Here is a 23415-nt window from a genome sequence, read left to right as displayed (position 1 = left end):
ATCAAGTCAATGCGGAGTATTTACTTGGTTATTACAGCCTGAATTTGGGCGGAGGGATTCTCATTTTTGAGATGAGAACCCCCGGTCTGTTTAGTCCGTGAAGCTGAAAATTCCGGTCCGCTGCGGCGCAGTGGTGCCACCGGGCAACTGGTCGAGGACGAAGTATCCAACGCCGTAAGTCGCTGTGGTGCGAGGCAGGACACCGAAGGCGCTGGTGCGCACCCGGATGGTGAGACCCAGGATGCTGCTCTTCCGGATCACTGGCTTGGTGCCTGGATCTGTCAGAGTGAAGCTACCCCCCAGGATGCCGGTCTTGTGAGCGACGGTCAGGGCCGTCTGGCCTGGATTCGTGGCGCCCTTGGGCGGCATGGTCACCTTGCTGAGTGCGGCGAGCGTGATGTTGTCGATGCAGTTCGGGTTCGTGGCCGTGTTCACGTTTGAGCTGAGATCAGCATTCTCGCTGAACACCAGGCTGGCTGTGGTGGTGGGCGCAGCACCCAGGACAGTGCCGGTTGCCGGAGGTTCCACGAAACGACCGCCCACGGCCACCAGGCCCACTGGCGTGGTCACCGGTGTGTTTGGCAGGCCGAATCCAAGCTTGTAGAGGCGACCCTTCGGATTCGCCTGACGGACCAAGGTCAAAGCACCGGTGAGGTCGTTTTCGTCCTGGGTGGTGCCCAGTTCGATCTGAAGCTGGCCGTGGATGGAACCTTTGGTCGGAACAGCGCCGGTCACTGGCGTGTGAAGCGTCTGGTAGATGAACAGCTCACCTTCCGGTCCGACCCAGTAAGAGCCCGTCAGAGACTCATTGTCAGGCGTGCGGCCCGCAAGAGTGTAGGCGCCAGCAGCGCTGACCGTGAAGGTGCCATAGCCGGAGCCTTGGGGCACGTTCACATTACCTTCCAGAGGATCACCCTCAGGGAGCATGATGGCGAAGTTATAGAGAGCTGGGATGAAGGATCCTGGCTTCTTCGGATCAGGAGCCAGATAGGCCGTTGGCAGCTTGGCAACTCCAGTGACCGCCTTGGCGGCATAATTGTTACGCCACGCGCTGAAGTTCACACTGTCTGTGCGGTAGAAGATGCTGGCCGGGGTCAGCCTGGTGACTGGCGGATCTCCAGGAGTGATCGGAGCGGTGATGTTCAGTGTGAAGCTGATCGTCAGCGGCGGAGAGGTCTTGGTGCCCAGGATGGTCACCGAGGTCGAAGCCGAGCCGATCAAGTTACCAGCACTGTCGAGGTTCATGGTGAAGGCACCAGCGAACGGACGTGCGGCATCTGTGCCCAGAATGATCTTACCAGAGTAAGCCCCCGCCGTGGTGACGGTCATGTCAAAGCGGCCGCCCAGACGAGAGTTGAGCGTGGCGCTGCGTTCGATCGGGCCGGCGTAGACACCAGCGATGCCGAGTGGCAGCGCATTGATGTCGATCGTGGTGTTCCAGATCGTGGCCTCGGTGGCAGCACCGACTGCTGGCTTGATGGCATTGACCACGGTGAGCTTCACCGCATAAGGCACCTCGGTATCAACATTGCTGATTTTGACAATTTTGTTAGGCGCGGTCGGACGACCGGTGATCATGCCGGTGGTCGCATCCAGCTTCAGGCCGGCAGGCAGGCCGGTGGCCGTGTAGGTGACAGGAGCTTTCTTCCAGTCCTCTGGATCCGCCGAATCACTGATGGACGGGATCTTCCAGGAATAGTAGCTGCCTACCATGCCCGCAGGCGGTGGCGGCATGTCCTTGTCGATCGCAGGCGCGGCATTGAAGACGCGGACGAAGTGCGTGGCACCGACCACAGGGAGCACAGAGGGATCACCCGTGACGCGGCAGGTGTAGGTGGCGGCGTCATCCAGAGCCAGGCTGTTGATGGTCAGCTTGTTCGCGGCCAGCACATACTTCTTCGCGACGTTGGAGGCAGGCAGCGGCTGGCCGTTCTTCAACCACACAAAGGTGGGCTTCACTTTCGCGGGTGAGCCGACCACTGCGGTCAGCGTCACCGACTTGCCGAGCTGCCCGGCGACAGTGCGGTTCGGATTCTCCACCACCACGATGTTGGCAGGATCACTGGTGGCCGTGGTGGTTTTGCTGTTGAACTTGTTTTCCACCTTGAACTTGTAGTCACCCGCCTGGGCGACGGTGATGTTCGGCAGGATCAAGGTCTCTGTGAACTCACCGAGGATCGGTGCCGCACCTTTCAACCAGCTTGTGACACGGCCGTTGGCATCGCCACCTGCCATGGAGGTGAGCGTGACGGTGGAACCCGCCAGCACGGTCTGGGATTCTGGCATGAGGACAACCACGGCCTGACCCACGGTCACCGTGACCGTGCAGGTCACACTGGTGATGCCCGTGGTGGCGTTCAGAGGATTTCTGACCACCACGCGATACTGGCCGGCAGATTGCAGGGTGACCAGATGGCCAGGAATGGTGAGAGTGTTCGCGCCAGGTGCGGAACTTGGCGGGGCGAGAGACTGCCCGTCTTTCATCCATTCAAAGGTCGGATCCTCACCTGCCACGACGACGCTGAGGATGAGCGGAGAGCCCACCGAAGCCACACGAGTGGGGGAAAGGTTCTTCACGAAGGAGAGCGGCCAGTTGACGATGAGGGTGGCGCTATTGCTTTCCACGGTACCCACCACGTTGGTCAGCCTGACGCGATAACGAGCTTCATGATCGTCGTCTGTGACACTTGGGATGGTGTAGCTGGTTCCGGTGGCGCCAGGGATGTTCTGCCAGGCGTCTGGTCCGGTGATGGGGGTCTTCTGCCACTGGATCGTGACTGGGCCAGAGCCTGTGTAAGCAACGGTGAAGGTATGCTCCTGGCCCTGCTGCCTGGTCGCGTCATCAGGCTGGTCAGTGATGGAGAGCGCCGTTGGGTCACCCACGACTTTGAGGATGCCATCGGAGATGAAGCGGTTGGTATCCCACACCTTGTTCACGGGCAGCTGCAGTAGGTTCAGCAGGTTCTGCGCTCCGCCGAAGACGATCAGGTCGTTCACCAGATTGAGGATCTGGAACTCCGTGCCATCCGCTGGCAGGAAGCTGCCTGCGAACTGCACCACGATCTTGGAGGTATCAGTGCTCAGGTTCATGCTGGTGCCGACCAGCTGGGTGAAGTTGTTCACGCCCAGCGTGAATTCGACCACCGAGTTCGCTCCAACCACGAGCGGAGCATTGATGGTCAAGGCTTCCACAGGTGTGTTGTTGGTGGTGGGGTCTCCAGGACGGAGGATGGCCGGCGAACCGACCGTGCCATTCAGAGTCACTGGACCGTTGATGGAGCCAATGCCGCCCAGCACAGTACCTGCATTCACGGTGACTGCACCGGTGCCTGTCCCGGACTGGCCAGTCAGCGCGGTGGCAGGATTGTTCATCACCAGCAGGCTGCCCTGATTGATGGTGATGCCACCCTTGAAGCTGCTGTTGCCAGCCAGCGTGACGGTGCCAGAACCAGTCTTGATCAAAGTGAGGCGGTCCAGGGTATCAGCCTCAGTGATGGCACCATTAAACCTGACGCCGAAGCCTTCAGAAGTGAAGGAGCGGAGTTCGACCGTCTCGAGGTCCTGGGCGGCCTGTGCCTGATTCTGCAGGGTGATGGGTCCGTTGAAGAAGACCTGACCCGAGGTGACCGTGGAGTTGGCGCCCAGGATGGTGGAAACGCTGCCCGGAATGGCATTGATATCAATGGCATTTCCAACGGTGGTGTTTCCAGCATTCGCCAGCAGGGCCACGTCTGAGGCAGCCGTGTCCAGGATCCAGTGGACGGCGGAGACATTCAGATCCGTGACGGTGCTGCCAATGTAGTAGGACTGACCCTGATGGGTGCCTGCGGCAACGTTGGCGCGCACTCCAAAGTCCATCTCCGCCACCGAGTCCAGAGCTGCCACGCGCACAAGATTGATCTCATTGACGGCAATCGACTCATTGTCCGTGGTGATGAGCACACGATAGATGCCATTGCGTTCCGGATTGGCGGCTTCGTCCTTCACCAGGATCTGCGCCGTCAGAGAACTCTCGAGGATGTAGAACATGTTGCTGCCATCATCAAAGAAGTTCACGAAATTGCCGCCCTGCGTTTCGGACACCTGGAACTGGCCTCCGGAGCTGCCACGGACATAGTAGGTGGTGTTGGCTGCGATGCCGGTGGGCAGCAGGCTGGCACGGAAGCGGATGGCAGTGCCGTTTGGCAGATTGCCGGTGAACTGGTCTGCGTTGGAGTCCGCCGTGGTGGCGAGCAAGCCATAGTAGCCACCGTCGATGGTCGCGCTGACGTCCACGAAAGCACCCGGACCATCAGCGTTGACACTGATGCCGTCATGATTGGCATTGAAGCTGCCGCCATGGTTCAGGATGGAGATGGAATTCGTCGCACGCCCGACATTGATCTCCTGGGAGATCTGGTCACCCATCTCGATGGTGGCGGAACTCAGCGGGTTGACGCCGCTGAACAGAATGGTTCCGGAACGGATGACGACGCCGCCGTTGACAGCCCTGCCAGACCCTGTGGTCATGCGCGGGCCGCCCAGTGCGGATGCGAAGCTGTTTCCGACGAGCACGGTGCCCACGATGTTACGCGGATTGTTTTGATCGTCTCCCGGTGGCGGCGAAAGCGTGTAGGTGGCCGTGCGTGAGATGCCATCATGATCACGATCCAGGGTGACCATGCGGTTGAAGGTATCCACGAAGGCGAGCGTGGTGCCGGCTGTGAGGCCAGGGCCGGAAATGCCCCATCCTGGAGTCAAGGCAGTGGTGTCCTCCAGAAGGATCTGACGTTGGTTAGGCGAGATGTTCAGCGTGCCTCCCCCTGCCAGGCGGAAACCAGCGGCACCCGAGATCAGGCCCGTGAACTGGGTCACGGTGCCGAGCGCTGGAGCCAGGGTGGTCATGCCATTGAGGGTCACGTTGCCGCTCCAGGCCGTGTTGCCATTCAGAGCGATGCGCGAGTAACCGCTGGCATTGTTGAGGATGACAAACTCAAGGTCGGCCGTCGTGGCGTTGTAGTAGGAGACAGCGGGCAGGCCATCGGCGACCAGCAGAGTGTTCGCACGTCCGACATCATCGACAGACACCAGGGTGGTGGGCTGATTCCAAGAAGCACCTGTGGAATCCGCGCCCGTCACATACTTCAGATCTCCATTGGTGGCATCATAGTAGGAGATGGCAGGACGGTTTTTGAGGGTGGTAGGCTGGCCATTGACCGAACCCAGCGATGGGTAGGCGCCCACGTCACCCGCGCTGTCGAGCACGACCGGCGTGCCCCAGGAGCTGGCGATGGTGAAGTTCAACTGGCTGACGAGGATCCGGAGAACCTCGAACGTGACAGGATCACGAAGGTTATGAGTGAGACCAGCCGCGTTGAGGGCGCGGATGTATTTCAGGTCTTTCGTGTCACTGGTCTGGTAGACAAGGGCCGGGAAGCCATCCACGACACCGAGGGTGAAGTGAGTGCCGACCGTGCCATCCAGGCCGGGAATATCTTTCGGCAGAGACCAGTTGGTCATCGCCTCTCCCAGGCCGACGCCGGCATTGCCCGAACCGTTGACGTTATTGGCCACAACGTAGCGGACGCGTCCGTTCCCAGCATCTCCATAGGCGATGACAGGAGTGCCGCTGGTGGCCACTGTGCCGGAGATGGTCACTTCATCGTCAGCGGTGGTTTCCGTGCCGCGATTGTCCTTCGTCAGGAGGTCACCGCCGATGTTGGCGACGGTCATCGAAATGCCCACGCCGACATTGCCGTCATCCTTGATCAGCTCTGGGTTTGGCCAGCCGCCGCCGTTCACATCGGAGGAGCGAATGTAATAGATGTCACCTTTGGCCAAGATGGAATTGTTATAATAGTAGGCGATGGCCGGGTTGCCGTTGACGTTGCAGAGGGACGAATACAAGCCGGCGTTGACGATGGAGCGGGTGAAACCAGAATCGCTGGCACCCGTGCCGAGAATGCGGGCCACAAGCTGCTGGGTCACTCCGCTGACGTTGTTGAAGGTGCCGGCCATGACGATCTTGCCATCCGCCATGGTCGCGATCTGCCGGACTTCATTGTCCGGCTCCGGAGCAAAGGAAGCGTCCACGTTACCATTCACCAGCACACGACCGATGAAGTTGCGTGTGAAGTCTCCCAACTGGCTGAAGATACCGCTGACGAGGACATCCCCGTTCGCTTCAAGGTGGAGGTCCCGGACCTCGCCATTCACTTCCTGACCGAAGGTTTCATCCACAGAACCATTGTCATTAATACGGGCGAGACGTGTGCGGGCGATGACACCACCCGCGAAGGCAGTGAAGGTGCCGCCCACCAGGAACTTGCCGCTCGGCAGACGCACCATGTCCTGCACGGCGTTGTTGGCGTCAGGGTTGAACGCGGCCAGGCTGGCGTCCGCATTGATACGGGCCAGGCGGTTGCGGTTACCACTGCCACGGATGTCAGTGAAGGTACCGGCGATGGCATAGCTTTCAAATCCGGGCGTGTCTGTGTCCCTGTCTTCCGGAATGATGGCGCGCACTTCACCGTTGCGGATGTCCGTGTTGCCGAAGCTAGTGTCGAGGGTGATGTTGGCGTTCAAGCGTGCCATGCGCGTGCGACCGACGCCAGACATGGTGGAGAATGAGCCACCGACCATGATTTTGCCATCAGACTGACGGACGAAGACACGCACGTCACTGTTGGCGTTCGGGTTGACCGACAAGTCGAGGGTGCCGTTGGCATTGAAGACCGCGATGCGGTTGCGCGTGGTGTCAACCGTGGCGGCGCCATTTTCACGGACAGCGGTGAAGGTGCCCCCCACCAGGATGCGGCCATCCGGCAGCACCAGGATGGCGCGCACCTCACCGTTCATGATGTTGGCGTTGAATTGGAGGGGGTCAGTGTCCAGCTTGTAGGACGTGCCGTCTGGGACAAGACGCACCAGGCGGTTGCGGATCTGACCGTCAAAGCGGGTGAAAGAACCGCCGACGAGGATCTTGCCATCAGGCAGCACTGCCACAGCCGCAGGAGATGTCTGGGCAACTGAGATCGGGGTGCCCCAGACGACGCCTTGAGCGTCCGTGGAGCGCACGAACATGACCATGCCATTCGTCTCATCATAGTAGCTGATGCCCGGATTCCCATTAATGATTTGAAGCGATGGGTTGCGGCCCACATTGCCGCGGGAGGAAATTGTGACCGGAGCGCCCCAGGCCGCGCCGCGTGTATCCAAGGCACGGACATATTTCAGATCCTGGTTGGTGGAGTCGTAGTAAGCGACGGCTGGATATCCGCTCACGATCATAGCGGAAGCTTCTGTGCCCACCTGCGGGTCATTCTGGGAAGCATCCATGACACCACCCAGCGTCCACTGGGCACCGCGGGCGTTGACAGCACCCACCAGGAGCGGATTACCAACTGCCCCACCCTCGACCACAAGGTCGAGACCTGCCTGAGCGGTGGTATTGGTCAGGCTGGAACCCAGACGCACTGCGCCGGTGGCAGTTCCGAAGACGTTTGGAACGTTGGCGGCGATGATCCTGCCTTCCGCGATTTCGACACCGCCCTGGTTGGCATTGCTGACTCCGAGGCGCAGGGTGCCGAGACCAAACTTGATCATACGGCCAAGGCCCGAGAGGCTGCCGGAAAGCTCAGCCTCGACGGCGATCTGACTGTTCTCCACACGGATGGCCTGGCTGAATGCGCTGAGGTCAATCGGGTTGGCAAAGGTGATCTTGTGAGTGGCATCCCGGCTGCCAAGGATGAGGGAAGAACCATCCGGCACGAAGTTATTATTGCCGAAGCGCAGAACATCCGGCACGGCCCCGCCGCCCAGATTCACCGTGCGGTCAGCGCCATAGGCTGCAAAGCCGCCGTTTCCAGTGAACAGGATGTCGGAGATGCCTGTGCCAAGCCCGCGGGTGAAGTCACTGGAACCGAGGCCGATGATGCCGTCTTCGACGATGAGAGCGCTGGTGCCACCTGTGGCGCCGATGCCGCCGGGGACAGCATTGGCAGAATTCAGACGCAGGACACCGCCATGCACATACGTGTTGCCGCTATAGGTGTTGTTCCCGGAAAGGATGGTGGTGCCGGTCCCCGTCTGGATGAAGTTGGTGGTGTCTGTGAAGGTGAAGGCCGTGTTGATGTGGTCTTCCGTGGCAGGCAGGGAAAGAATCAGACGCAGGAAGTTCACTTCCACCGCCACGACCGTGGTGCCAGGCTGGATGCCCGGGCCGGAAACTTCCATGCCGGAACGCACACGGGTGAAGAAGTCCGTGGGCAGTCCGGAGAGGGTGATCTTCATCTGGGTTTCACCCGTTTTGATCTGGCCCTTGCCAATGGTGCCCGCATTGTTGGCCGACTTCACAGACCGGTCGACGATGTTCGCCCCGATGGTGAACGGAGTGATCGGGTTGTAGTTGTGCATGATGAAGTCGCTATTGACGTCATTCAGTGCTCCACCGGTGATGTTGCCAGGTCCGTTGATGGCTTTCTGTCCGCCAAACACGTTGGTGCCGGCCAGGATGGCACCGCCCACAAGTTCCAGCGTCCGTGAAGCGGCGATGTTGATAGAACCATCCACAGCCGTTGAAAAGCGGATCGTGCGGGCGAAGCGGTCTCCATCACCGACGTCAATGTTGCCATTGAAAGCCAAAGGCAGGCCTTCCGGGCTCAAAGCGCCCTCGGATACGTCAAAGGATCCGGCACCACTGCGCGTCGACATCCAGTTGCCGGGATCGATCAGACCGGAGCCAATGTCATAGAGACCAATGGATCCAGCGGACACAATTTCACCACCCGTGGTTTCCGAGGCCGAGGTGGCCTGCAGCACCGTGGCGAACTGATTGATGCCGCCACCGTTGGTGGTGTCCTGATAGGTGGCCCAAGGCAGCACCTTCTGGCGTTCCTCAATAGGCAGATAGAGGAAGATGTCCGCACTGCCATTACCCTGAGGGTTCTCAACAAAGCTCACGGTGCCACCTGGCTGACGGATGACCGGGGTGATCTCTTCCTGGCCCATGATGTTCAGGCGTGTGAAGGGTGTGGTCAGCGCCTCCAGGCTCGATGCAGGCACGCTGGTGACTTTCAGGATGGTCGCGCCAGCCTCGATGGTGAGCTGGGAACCAAAGTTCTGGGTCACGTTTCCTTCCGGGGTGCCCCTGAGTTCCATGGTGCCGCCGCCCAGCATCAGGCTGGTCAGAGCACTCTGGGAGAAGTTGGTGGGGCTGAAAGCTCCCGGGGCCGGGTTGGTGTCCACCGTCTGCAGCAGCAGTCTGCCCTGCTGCACGCGCATGGCGGCCAGGTTGGCATTACCGTTCAGTTCCAGGGTGCCAGGCCCGCTCTTGTTCAACCGGTCGGTGCCCGAGGAGACGGCACCGGAGAAGGTCGCTGTCGTGCGCTCATGACCGACATTGATGGTGGCGAAGTCCGCCACTGTGAAGCCGCGGTTCGTCTGTCCGTTCTCGCCGACATACTGCAGTTCACCGCCATTAAACACGAGGTTGCCGGAACCACCGTTGGAGGCGCCCAGGCTGCCGGGAACACCACCGTCCGTCAGCAGGTTGGCGCGCACGGCACCATCTGCGATGAAGGTCACGCCGGTGTAGTCACTGGCACCGTTGAGGACCAGGGTGCCTGCACCGAGTTTTTCAACACCTGTGGTTGGTGTGAAGGTCAGTGTGGTGCTTTCCGCCGTGAAGAAGTGGTTCGTGCTAACCTGGATGTCGCTGTCGTTGTAGATGAAAGTGATCGTGCTTCCGAAAGGAATGCCCGGGCCTGAGATCGGCATGCCGACGTAAAGGTCGTTCGTTGAAACGATTCCCTGGGCATTGTTCACAATGCCCATGACGATGCGGCGATCCGCATTCGGCACGCTGGCCGTAAGCACCACGCCCACAGAAGGCAGGCTGCCGCCCGTGAAGGTGTAGTTGGCACGGCGGAAGGCGCCATCATGGTTCTGGCTCAGATAGAGGGTGTGAGCATCCAGAATGAGCTCGACCGTGGTGCTGGCAGGGATGCCCGCGCCTACGACAGTCACACCGGGTGTAAGGCCAGCGGTGGTCGTCACACCGTCAAGAATGCGACGGTTAGGGTCGGCGGAAGCGTCACGGATCACCACAGCCACCGGCAGAGTGGCCGTTTTGTTGATGCCGCCGTTGAAGGTGTAGGTCACACCGGTGCGGTACACGCCATCATGAATCTGGCTCAGGCGGACGTAGGCAGGATTGGCGGACTTCTCAACAATCGTCGTGCCAGGGGTGATGCCAGGGCCCGTGACCGTCATGCCCACGGTGAGGTCTGCCGTAGTGGCCATGCCCGTGATCAAATAATGGTTAGGCTCGTTGACCATGCCTGAGCGGCTGATCGGCGTCACGCCATCCGTGAACAGGTAAGCGCCTGAATGGAAGGTCGTGTCATTCTCCTGGCTCAAGAGAACCGTGCTACCATTGACGATGCCTGTGACCGTGGTGCTGGCGAGAATGCCAGGGCCGGTGACGCTCATGCCCACCGTGATGTCTGCGGTGGTGGTGAGGCCGGTGATCTGGGTCCTGCCGGGATGACCGGCAACAAGCGCCAGGTCGGCATTGATGTTGATGGCACCAGGGCTGGAGAACACATACTGCTGGTCACGCAGGGTTCCGTCATGGTTGGAGCTGAGGATGATGAGACGGTTCTGAACGATGCTTTCGATCTTGCTGCCGACCGAAATGCCCGTGTTCAAACCCGTGCTCACCGGCAGGCTCCAGTCTGGAGCCACCTGAAGGGAGCTGACGTTGACACTCATCGTCAGGTAGCGGCTGCTGGTGCCCGTGAGACGAGCCGTGCGTGTGATGGCCTGCCTGTTGGTGATTTTGTTGTCGATGATCAGGGAACCCAGGGTGTTGTGCTGGTGGAACAGGAAGTTCTGCAGGTTCCCCTGGTTTTCAGTGGTCAACACGCCCAAGCCGTTGAAGGTGGAATCATTGGCACCGACAGTGGGTGAAACGAGCACACCGCCCGTGCGGATCGGATAAAGTCCTGTGCCAACCAGGGAGACCGTGGACGCAGTCTTGTTGGCAAAGCGGACGGAGAAGGTGCTGGATGGGTTTTTGATACCAGAGCTGCCCGTCACACCGGTATTCACCCCGCTGGCCCAAGCGGAGTTGTACGAACCGTTTGGCATCATGAAGCCGTCATTGGGGTTCGTTTCATTGCCCGGAGTGCCCGCATTACGTGCCCAGTCGAGCTCGACGCTGCCATTGTCATAGGCGCCGTTCGACAGCGTGAAGCCGGCAGGCATGCCGTAACTGTTCAGGTCCGTAAAGGTGGCAAACTGCGGGAAGAACAGGACCACCCTCGGAGTGCTGGTGGAGCTTTCAACCTTCAAAACATTCGCCATTTTGACCGCGCCCTTCTGGTCGCCAAGAACGAAGCCGACAATGGCCTGGTTGCTGTTGTTCGCCGTCGTGGTTTTGAGGGTGTAGATGTAAGGATCAGCTCCAGTCCCCTGGCCTGTTAGGGTGGAGTAGATGCTGTTGACGTTGTAGCTCTCACCCACCTCTAGTGGATCCTGAGCTCCCACCTGCTGGATGATGACCTTGACGCGGTCATTGCCATCCGAGCCTGGAGCGAAGTCTGGCTGGACGGAGAAAGTCAGGGCTGCGGGGCCCTGGCGGCGCTCAGCGCCCTGAGTTTCCAGCACGTGGATGCCTGAACCGTTGTTGCTGAAGTCCACGGGAGGACCATCAAGCGTCAGGCTCAGCCGGAAGCCTCTGAATTCACTTGAGACGACGTAGTAGTCCGTGGCAGCGCTCAGCCCGGCGGGGAGCTGGCCATAGGAACTGAGGCGGACGCGGACACCGTTGGCCAGACCATGGCCTTCATAGGTGGTAAAGTAGTCGGTCCCTGCATCTGGGATGAAGCCTTGCTGACCCGTCACCGTGAGGGTTCCGGTGCCTGCGCTGGTGATGTTCACGCGCGTGCCAACGGGTGCCCCCGAGCTTGGTGGTGGTCCGAGAAGCGTGGTCACCTCAAGGTTCGAGAAGGATCCCTGGGTGTTTTGGGCATAATAGGGAACGCCTGCTGTCAGACCGCCAGGCATGGTGCCGGTGGTGGAGAAGGTGACGACCATGCCATCCCGGATGAAATGAGACCCTGTGGTGTTGATCTTGTCAGTGGCGGCATTGACCGTGGCCGTGTAGCTGAACGTGCTGGTGCCCGGAATGACATGGAACGCATTGGTAAGCGCGTCACGAATGATGGCCCACGCACCGAGGATGCCGTTGAAGTTGGGGTTGTCGATCTTGGCGATCCGGCTTGTGTCCACATACAGCGAGCTGCCGGTGGAGCGGAAGGCTGTGTTCAGACGGATGGTGCTGGAGCTGCCTTCCTCACGGTAGATCTTGCTGGCACCAGCCTCCAGGTTTAGCTGGCTGACGATTTCCTCATGCGAGCCGCCTCTGAGCACCACGGTGCCACCACGGCGTGTGCCGCCCAGCCTGAGCAAGGCATTGTCCACGAGTTTGGACGCATTGTTCAGAGTGTAGTCTAGCACGAGGGTGCCGGCGCGCACAGCGTACTCACGCACGCTGTTGGCGACGTTGGTCGTGGGAGCGATGGTCTCCCCGCGCATGATAAGCGTTCCCTCACCTTCCTGGTTGAGACCGCGGGAACCAAGGATGTTGCCGTTCAGCGTCAGCGTTCCATTGGCACCAACAGTGATTCGGGAGTTGGCATTGACCAGAACATCACCGGACCAGGAAGCGCTCCTTCCGGTGGGCACCGAGAGAGCACCACCTTCAAAGATCAACTGCTCCGGGGTGACGTAGTCCACGTCACGAAGCTCCAAGGTTCCACCGTTCAGGTTCACACCAGCCCCGGCATTGCCCACGGCATTCGAGGTGTAGTAGAGCGAGTCAGGCGTGGATGTGCCACTGAAGCTGATCGGCGCGCCGCCCGGAGTGAGGGAAACCGTGAAGGAGCCGTTGTCCGAGCTCACCACATAGTAGGGGGTGTTGGTGTCGAGACCGGTGGGCAGGACGATGGTCGTAGGACTAAGCTTGGTATTGAAGGTCACGACTGAACCGACTGGGGCATAACCCGTGAAGACACCCGTGCCGACATTCAGGTTGGTCGAGCGCACCGAGTCGATTTTCGGCACAAACTGGACGTTGGCGCCATTGGTAGTGATGGTCAGTGGCGCGCCGTTCGGAGTGGTGGAAATCTGGAAGGTGTTTCCTGAGGAGCCGACGACGTAGTACTGAGTGTCTGCCTTGATGCCGCCCGGCAAGGTGGTGGCCGCGAACAGCGGGAAGGTGATCGGGGTGCCGTTCGGCAGGTTCGAGCTGGAGGTGAAGACTCCGTTCGACGAATTGGCGATGACAGAGCGTCCTTTAGTGCCAAGCGCATCGTTGCGTGTCACCACCAGACTGCCTTCCTGAACGGTGGTGAGACCTGAGTAAGGGTTGGACTTGCCAAGCACCCAGGTGCCCGAGCTAGTTTTGAAGAGACTGGTGAGCCCGGACGCACTGGCGTCTCCCAGCTCCAGCAGGAACTGGTTGTCACCGCGACCGATGCCAGAGAGCGTGAGCGTGCGGGTGTCAGTGCCGAGGAAAGCAACCGGCTGGCTGATGCTAGTGGTGCCGGTGATGGCGTCCCGGAGCTCAAGGCCAAACGTGACCGAGGCTTCCTGGACGCCCCCATTGGCCACCAGCGTTGCGCCATAGGGACCGGAGCCCATGGTGAAGGAACGGTCCGTGGTCTGAGCTGTGATGGGGGTGACAGAAAGCACCGACTTATCGATCACCAGCAGACCAGGATCCGAGGTGAAAATTCTGCCGAGGGCCGAGGAACTGCCGACATTGGAGATCGTGGTCACGTTGAGAGCACCTTCCAGGATGCGGACGCCGCCGCTGAACGCATTGTTGGCGTTCGTCAGGGTGAGGGTGGCCGGACCGATCTTGTCGAGTCTCAGCGCTGCATCCTGATTGCCATCGATGGTCAGGCCATCCTTGACAATGCCGTTGAAATTCTGGTTGCGGTCCATGTCAAAGACCACAGGAGTGGATCCGACGAAATTGTTCGGGGCATCGTCATTACTGATCACGGACAGCGCCGTGCTGGTGAAGGTCGTCAGACGCTGGCTGATGCCTGCCAAGGCCAGTTCAGCAGCATCTCCCATGATCAGGTTCAGGCCATTGGTACCCAGAGCATTCGCAGAGCTGAGGACCAGCTTGCCGCTTCTGAAGTCGACTGGCTCCGACCAGGTGGTGCTACCATTGAAAGTGTTGCTGCCATTGATGCGGATGTTGCCTTTGAGGGAGCGGATGGAAGCGGTGAAATTGTTGTTCCCATCCACAGTCAGATTACCACCCTCGGAGAAGATGCCCCCGATCAGGTTGTTACCGCGGATGAACATGTCACCTTCGAAGGTCGCCTCAGTCTTGATGCCGGCACGATAGACATTGGTGCTGGAAGCGGTACCCAACGTGATGCTGTTGGCCTGAGAAGGGTTGAGTCCGGCGTTGGAACGGACGGCCAGTTCCAAGACGCCGATGGCGTTGATGGCGTTGGTGATGGTCAGGTTGATCTCCGGTGCCTTGTTGCCTGGGCCCGTGCCTTCGTTGTTCGGATTGTCCACACCGACTTCCAGACGTCCGCCAGCGATGCCGATGGTGAGGCCGCGGAGACCATCATTGAGGTTCACGTTGTAGTCTGGTTCCACCGTCTGACCGGTCAGCACATGGTTGATCTGCAGAGTGCCGCCGTTGAGCTGGATGTGGTCAGGCACAAAGCTCGCCGGAGCCGTTCCAAGGGCATCAAAGTTGGTCATCCGGATGGCGCCAGCGTTGACGTAAGTTTTGCCCGTGTAGGAGCTGGGACCGCCCAGGACCAGGAGACCCGGGCCAGATTTAGCCAGACTCACCGAGCCACCGGAGAATGAAAGCACGGTGTTAGCCGCGAAACCCTGGGCAAGCGGAACACTCAGCGTGACGGTGTTGCCACTGATGGACTGGATGCGGGTGCCGGGAGGGATGGCAGCGCCACCGCCCGCCACTTCCATGCCCACCACCAAGCCGACCATGGCAGGCGCTGGCAAGGTAATGGTGCTCACCCCCTGCGCATGGGCGGTAGTCACTGTGGCCGAGGTCAGGAAATCCACAATGGGCGCGTTCAGCGTGAGCTGAATTACGGAGGTCGGCGAGGCGACATTGGAAGTGATGATGTTTACAACGGCATCCACGTCCTTCCCAGCGCCACGTGTGATGGAACCCGCAAACACGTTGGAGGAAGTTCCCTGAATCACCGAGTTGGCCGTGACCAGGAGGCCACCGGACTCAATGCTGATGCGCTTACTGTCCAGATTCAGAGTTTGTCCCACCATCAACAGCGAGTTCATGGCACGGGCAATCATCGTGGCTGGCACGGAGCCGGTCGGAGACGTGATGGTTCGGCCAGCCGTCATCTTCACGTTGTCCGTGGCGCTCCAGTTGGGCTGGTCAGTCGTGTCATAGTCGCCAGCTGCCAGACGGGTGATGCCGTTCGTCGCATCGTAGGTGGCCCATTCATTGTCGATGGTCACATAACCACCGATGATTTTACGCACAGGATCAATCACAGGGGCCTGCGTCAGCATGATGCGGTTACGATCATTGGAGCCGATGCTTCCCAACGCGTTGACCGCAGAACCGCTGGATTTATCACGGCTGAGCAATTCAAGGACCGCTCCCGGCTTGGCTTCCAGGGAACCAAAGGTCAGGGTGGTTTTACCCCCGATCCCAGCCTGGAAGCTCTGCAAACGCAGGTTCCCCTGGTCCAGCAGAAGCTTGCCGATGGTCTCCTTGAACTCCACTCCGGCGGCCGCGTTGTTTTCAAAGATCATCTCACCACCGCGGGACTGGAGGGTGAGACCATCGTCGATGCGGTTGGTGTTGTTCGCGTTCACCACAGTGCCACCCGAAGGGCTGGTGGTGGACGTCGTTGTAACATCATTACTCAAGGTCAGCCCACCGCCCGCATTGGGGCGACCGGCGACGGTCAGGAAAGTCTGCGTACCGCTGAAAGTATCATTCAAGGAGCTGGACCAAGTGGTGCCGTTCGCGGAACTCAAGCCGCCGCTGCCCAGGGCCAAAGTCGTGGAAGTGGTGCCCACCAAGGCCTGGATGTCACGGATCTGACGGGCATCCACGAAGGATGGATTGTCAGGGGTGCGTGCCGTCGTCCAGGCGGTGCCGTTGGTCGACTGAAGGATCAGGCCGTCCTCACCTGCAGCCAGAATCTGGGCTCCGGAAAGACCCACGGTGAAGAGGTCATGGCCTGTGCCAGCATTCTGGGGGAACCAGGTGGTGCCGTCGTCGGAAGTCAAAACAGCTCCGTAATTACCCACGCTGACAAATTTGCTGCCAGTCCAGATCACGTCCTGCAGGTCTGGCTGGGCAAGGATTGGCGGAGCCACCCCCAGGCGGTTGCTGAGGTTGCGCACCACGTTGTCTCCAGCGGTCACCAAACCTGTGAAAACACCCATGTACACTTCCACAGGGTCAGCTGTTTCATTCAAGGAAGGCGGAGAGGAGAGAACGATCTCATGATTGGTCATGTCCACGCTGGTGATCGTGAAGACACTGAAGGTGTCCGCCGCCTCGGCAGTCCCGGTCACATAGATCAGCTGACCGGCCGCCAAGCCAGTGAGATGGGCGGTGGAGACATCGGTGATCAGGTTCGAGCCATTGGTGGTCGTCCCAAGGATCGAATACAAGGGAATATAACCTGTGCCGATGGCAGGTGCCGAAAGGGTGACCGTGTTGGCACCACTGCTGAAGGAAGAGATGGTGACACCATTGCTGATGCGGTCAGGGTAGGCGCCGATGGATTTGCCTACAGTGCCCAGCTGGCTCGTCCGTCCGCTCATCGCCACGATGCTTGGGAAGATGCGGATGTTGGTCACCGTGTCACTGCCATTCACGAAGTTGCCATACAACACGCCGAACCCGAGGCGGCCGCTGGCGGTCGGTGAGGATGCCAGCGTGATGGTGCGTGCCACCCGGTCCATGGCGATGATGGCCGTGGGGGCAGGCAAGGCCGAGCCGTGCAGAAGCATGCCGGGCATCAGACCTTTGAAGTCAGTCACTTCCCGAAGAACATTCGGATTCGGCGAAACCACGACACCGGTGCGATTGGTCGTCACATTGACGGCAGAGCCAAACTCAGCATCCGCAGGACTGATGGCGAGCTTGAAGGTGTCATCGCTAACCCGGATCACGAAGTAGTTGCTTCCCTGTTTGAGACCCGCGCCATTGGTAATGGTCGTCAGGGTGACGCTGTCACCAGTGAAGAGGCCGTGATCCACCTTCGTGAAAAGATCCGTGGCAGCCGAGATGGTCACACCCGTCAGTGCAATAATGCGGGTGCTGGCAAGCGCTGTGAAAGTCTGGATGGGCGCGGCGGTGATGGTAGCCGTGGCAGGTGACCACATTCTCATGGTGTTGGCCGCCGTGTCCACACTCCGCACCGTGACACCCGCCTGCAGGCCGTTGAGTGAGAAGATCTGGAGGTTGGGGCGCAGAATGTGAATTCCCGTGATGCCGCCGATCACTGCGGTTGCAGTATTATTCTGACCCGCCTGGTTGATCGAACCCACCGTGTTCCCTTTGTAGCCCGCAAAGCTTCCTCCTGTGGAAGTAACCGTGGAACTGTTGTTCAAGCTGATGGTATTGTTTACCGAATCCTGGCTGATGATGACGTTCTCAGAAGTGGCCAGCGGAGGTGTCTGGCGTGCCCAGGTCAGGCCGGTGGTGGAGACGAGGATCTCACTGTTGTCACCCACGGCGGCAAAGCGTGTGCCGTTCCAGGTGATGGCATTGAGATCACGGGTGATTCCTGAGGTCAGAGGCACCCATGTGTCCGTGGCTCCCGTGGCAGAGGCCAGGATACGGCCGTCATCACCCACGGCGATCAGGTCAAACCCAGCATTGAAAGACTGTATCACCGGGCTGGCAATGGCCGCCTGGGAAAGCGTGATGGAATTTGCCGAAACCGTCTGGATCACCGTGCCCGCAGGAATGACGTTCGGAGCAGAAACCGGCATGCCCTGAACGAGACCCGTGGTGTCCGAGACGTTGTTGACCGTCACACTGCCGGAGGAGAAGTCACCTGTGCGTGCCATCACCGTCTTCACGGCCTGCAGGGAGGCGGGAGTCGCCGTGGCAGAGGCATTGTTGTTGAGGGTGAGGGTGCTGGCGGTGCTGGCGACCACGCGGGTGTTCGCAGGAAGCAGGCGGCCACGAGCAGTCATGTTAGCCGTGAAAGCGGTAGCTGAGGTCACGTCTTCAATCACCGCGCTGCCGCTCACAAGACGACCAGTGAAAATACTGAGCGCCGTGGCCGGGCGGGTGACCGGGAGCTTGATGTTCACCGTGATGGTGCCCGCAGTGGCATTGAAAGCGGTCACCCGTGTGTTGGAAGGAATACCTGTGCCTTTGATGACCATCCCCACGGCCAGACCCGAGGTGTTGGAAACGTTGGTGATGACTTCTGAGCCCAGGGTGGTGTCACCGATCATGGTGAAAAGGTCCACTGGAGACGACGAACTGGCGGTGATGTTCTGGCTCATGGTGACCCTGCTGGTGGGGCCATTGACAGACAGGACCGTCGCGCCGTTGGGAATGGCGTTGTTCTGGCTGCTGGTCAGCACGATTCCGGTGGGCACAAACTGAGCCGTGCGGACATTAGTGACGGTGCTGGCACTGGCTGCCGGGGTGATCACCGTGGTGCCGCGGAAGTAGCTGAAATCCACTTCCGTTCCCGCTGCCACGGCAGGACCATCCAGGACGACGGACACATTGGCACCTGTGACCGTGGCAGAAAGGATGCGGGAGTCCGGAGCTGTGGCATTGCCGATGATGGTCATGCCGGGGAGGAAGCTGGCGCCGTTCGCCACGTTGGTGACTGTGGAGGATCCATTGACGAGGTTCCCTGTGAACGCGACGTCGGTGCCAGTGACACCACGCAGCGCGGTGGAGACTCCGGTGCTTTGAACAGTCCAGGCATTACCTGCGCCGGAAGTCACGACACGCCCCAGCACACCCACCGCCACATAACGCTCACCCGTCCAGGAGAGGCTTTCCAGAGGCTGTCCAAGCGGGTCCTCATACACCTGGGTCCAGATGCTGCCGTTCAGGGATGAATGAATCGTGCCTTTCGAGGTCACGGCCAGGAACCGGCGGCCGTCGAAGACCACGTCCGCAAAGTTGAGCGACTCACCGCGGACCGCGCCATCGGTATTGCTCGAGTAAACGAAGGACACGTTCGTGCCGGCGACCAGCTTCACGCTTTTGGTCAAGGTAACCGTGCGGGTCACCAAGTTCACCGACTCAATGCGGGTGTCCTGGGGGATGTTGCGCAGGTTTGCCTCCGGAGACTCAGTGCTGGCGAGAATGAGAACAGAACCCACCAGCAGGTTGTTGACGTCATTCAGCGTGAGACTTGTGCTGCCAGTCGTGGTATTGGCCACCACACGGTTGTCCGTGATGTTGGAGGGCACCAGACGAAGCAGCATGTTGGAGATCTCAATGGCGCCCGAGGACTCGATCACACCTTCACGATAGTAGCCGCGGTTGCTCACCCCCAGACGCTCACCAAACACGTTGAACTGGCTGCCAGCCTGACCAAAGCGGCCTTCAGCCTGCACAAAGCCCACCGAAAGGCTGTCGGCGATGCGCACGGACTTGTCAGCGCCATTGTCTCCCCGGACGACGAGGCCTTTCTCAATGATGTTCTCACCGCCACGCAGGCTGGAAGCACCGCCACGCATGGTCACCGAACCGGCGGTCATGAAAAAGTCGTCCAGGGACATCTGACCGCTGTTGAAACTCAGGGAGCTGGCTCCCAGCTTGCGGAAGGATGAATCACCATTCACATCGTTGTCGAAATTGACGCCCGTGGTGGTTTCGACCTCGATCTTGGTTCCCGTGACCGAGACAATGCGGCTGTTGAAATTCGTGGTGTTGATCAGACGAAGAATGCCGTCGTTGAGAACGGTGTCTCCCGTGTAGGTGATGTTCCCGCCGAGCAGGGTCAGACTTCCGGTACCGTTCTTGGTCAGGCCCAGCGTGCCAGCCCCGCTGCCTCCGGAGCGGTTGCGGATGAAGCCGCCAATGAAGGAGTCCAGGTTGTCTCCGCCCAAGGTCAGGACGGCGTCGGTGTTGATGGTCTCACCTTCCATGTTTTCCAGCACGAGAGCATTGCCGACATCCTGAATGCTGCCGATGGTTTCATCACCACCCATGAGCTTGAAGTAGCCCCAGCGGTTCGTGACAGCGTCAACAACGATGCGGGCATTGTCGTTGATCTGGTCCAGGAAAGGCGAAGGATCGGCGAGACCGGAGCCGCGGTTCTCCAGCAATTGCAGCACCGCGTGACCTCCCGTTCCCATGCTGGCATTACCCAGGCGGATGGTGTCAAAACCAGGACCACCCTGGACGCCCAGCTCAATCTGCGCACCCGCGTTGGTGGTGCTGCGGTTCCAGAGCCAGAGATCCACAAGATTACTTGTGGGAGCCACACCGCGGACCGTGAGGACGGAGTTGCCTGAAAGCACCAGGGATCCGGAACCTGTGACGCCACCTGCCAGGGTCAGACGGCCGGCGTTGATACGGGCATTCAATTCATCCATCAGGATGAGCGGCGCATTGATGACATCCTGGTCACCCTGGATCTTGGTGAGGAAGGATTTACCACCCCCGATGGCTCCCATGCTGAAAGCGAGGAAGCTGTCAGAACCACCGGTGCCGGCATTGAAAATGTAGTCTTCAGCGCCCGTGTCACCCACGGACAACGAACCGACAACTCGCGCATCTTCCAGAGTGATCGTGCTGTTGCCGCCAATATCACGGTTGAACTGCACGAACGAACCCTGGCCGCCCGGTGCCAGCATCACCGGCGTGTTGACGCCTGTAGGATCGGCAATCGTGACCAGCGGAGCACTCAGGTAACCGCTGCCGCCACTGGTGAGATTGATGGAGTCCACCGTGCCATTGGGTGCCATCACCGCAGTGGCCAGCGCAGGATCAGCGCCGCCCGGTGTCACGATGGTGATAGCGTCGTTGACCTTGCCCCCCGTAATGGTGGTGGCGGCGGTGCCCTGCACGCCCCCGGTGATCGTTCCCCCTGTCATGTTCGGGACTGGAGGTGTGCTGTGGCCGCTGCCTGGATAAGTCAGGGTGATGCGGCTGAGGCGGCCAGCGGCCACGGTGGCTGCGGCGGTGGGGAAAGTCACGCCTCCCGTGGTGAAGACCACAGTCGGTGTGCCTGTGTAACCCGAGCCGCCATACGTCAGGTTCAGTGCGGTCACGCGTCCGCCAGTGATGCTGGCCGTGGCGGTGGCAGGATCTGCCACGTCCCCGGCGATGATGCCCACACTGGGTGCCGAGGTGTACCCAGATCCAGGACTGGTCAGCGTGATGGAGATCACACGACCACCCACAATATTGGCCGTGCCCTTGGCGCCAGTGCCTCCACCGCCGGTAAAGATCACCGTCGGCGCCACGCCATACGAGCTACCTTGGTTGGACACGATCACATTGGTAACCACCCCACCAGCAACGGTAGTCGTGGCTGCGGCACCCGTACCATTGCCACCGACGATGGTAACCGTGGGAGCGGAGGGATATCCCGAACCGTTGTCATTGATGGCGAGGGAGGTAATGGCGTTGGTGGTCGTGTTGCGGGTGGCCGTGGCCACCGCGCCCATCACGCCATTGTTGACGAACCGGACTCGAGGGGCGCTGGTGTAACCCAGCCAGCGCACCGTGCTGAAAGACACCGAAGGTGTGGCAATATAACCACTGCCGTGGTTGCCAATATTCACCGCAGTCACCGTGCCAGAGCTGACCACCGACGTGGCAGTCGCTGTACGACGCAGGGTGGCACCGATCGCCACGGTCGGAATAGATGTGTAACCCTGACCGCTGTTCACCAGCGTGACGGAGCTAACAGCACCAAATTTAGCCACCTCAGGATCAGGTGAGAAAGCCGTCACAGCCGCTGCTCCGCCAGCACCACCGCCGGAAGGCACGGACGGATGAGCCGCGCTCATCGTCACCGAGGTGACTTCACCACCTGCGATGGCAGCGGTGGCATAGACACCACCATTGCCAACCACGCCCGCTGGATTTGGGTTGGGTAATCCAAAAATAACCTGGGGAGCTGTGGTGTAGCCAATGCCGCCATCATTGATTTCCACGGCCACCACACGGCCGTCTTCGACAATCGCCGTGCCGGCGGCCACGTTGTCCGGAGCAGGCTGAGTGAACAGGATGGCCACAGGGTTCACCACCACATTGCTGTAGCCGGAGCCAGCAGCCGTGCGGATCAGGTCACCGATCACAAACTGATTGTCGACACCCGTGCCGGTAGGATTCGTGCCTGGAGTCAAAACCGTGCCGCCTGTGAAGCTGATGGTGGGGGCTCCGGTATAACTTCTACCAGGGTTGGTGATGGTGACGCCTGTCACGACGCCATTGCCATCCAGGTTCGCCGTGGCTGTGGCCGTGATGGGGCTGCCGCCCGCAGGGGCGCTGATGGTGACTGTAGGAGCCACGGAATAACGGGTGGTGCCGCCATTGATGACAAAGCTGGCTGCAGAAACACCCAGATGCACCGACGCGGTGGCACCCGAACCACCCGAGGTGGTGACAAACGACACCGTGGGTGGCTTGAGGCTGGAATAACCACTGCCGCGATTGTTGATGGTGATGGGCGTCTGGACGGTTCCGCCACTCACGGTGGCCGTCGCCAAAGCACCGCCCCCCAGACCACCGCGGAAAGCCACGGCAGGGGGAGAGTTGGAAGCATAACCGCCGCCGCCGTTGAACTCGATGAGAGGTGGCTTGGTGTAGCCTGATCCTGCGTCTGTCACGACCAGTCCAGAAATCTCACGGGTGATGGTCACCGTGGGCGTGGCAGTGTAGCCATAGCCCTCATCGACCACGGTGAAACTGACGATCTTCCCGGTATCGCCAGGCTGCACGCCGTCATCAATGTCCAGGTTGGCCTTGACCACGGCAGGGCGGCCGTTGGCACCAGGATCCGAAACGATCACGGTGGGGGTCTTGGTGAAACCGGAGCCGCCAGCTCCCTGCACGTTCTGCAGCTCGACAGCATCCAGTTTGTCGTTCTTTCGGATCACAGTGACCAAGACGCCCGGGTTCAGGGACACGGTCATCAAAGTCGGCCGCATGGGCTGCGCGTAAGACCAGTTTGCCAGGGTGCCCCAGGAGCCGCCGTTGACATTCCAGGACCCATTGATCGTGCTTTGGGCCATGGAGGAGTCCACCAGCAGCAGGCCTGCGCCGGCAACGGAGACAAATACAGCTCCCATTAAAGCCTGGGAGGCTAGTGCTCGCAGAATTGGCTTCATATTACGTAGGGGGAAAAAGGGAAAAGGCTCTGAAAAGGGGGCACAAACTCACAC

Annotated in this window: 1 protein-coding gene; it reads right to left on the bottom strand. The window is 60.1% G+C overall.

Annotated features, from left to right (window positions below):
- Positions 1-90: 90 nt before the first annotated feature.
- Positions 91-23322: an autotransporter-associated beta strand repeat-containing protein gene (locus tag BGE01nite_RS07425; RefSeq protein WP_170266658.1), complete on the bottom strand. Its 23232-nt coding sequence runs from the start codon at positions 23320-23322 to the stop codon at positions 91-93.
- Between the last annotated feature and the right edge of the window lie 93 nt (positions 23323-23415).

Source organism: Prosthecobacter gellanilyticus, assembly GCF_007992435.1.
In the GTDB taxonomy this organism is placed as follows: Bacteria; Verrucomicrobiota; Verrucomicrobiia; order Verrucomicrobiales; family Verrucomicrobiaceae; genus Prosthecobacter; species Prosthecobacter gellanilyticus.
This window is presented reverse-complemented; position numbering and strand designations above follow the sequence as displayed.

Bases quoted from the DNA above. Each gene is read 5' to 3' on its own strand.
- BGE01nite_RS07425 (WP_170266658.1), bottom strand. From the start codon at position 23,322: ATGGGAGCTGTATTTGTCTCCGTTGCCGGCGCAGGCCTGCTGCTGGTG.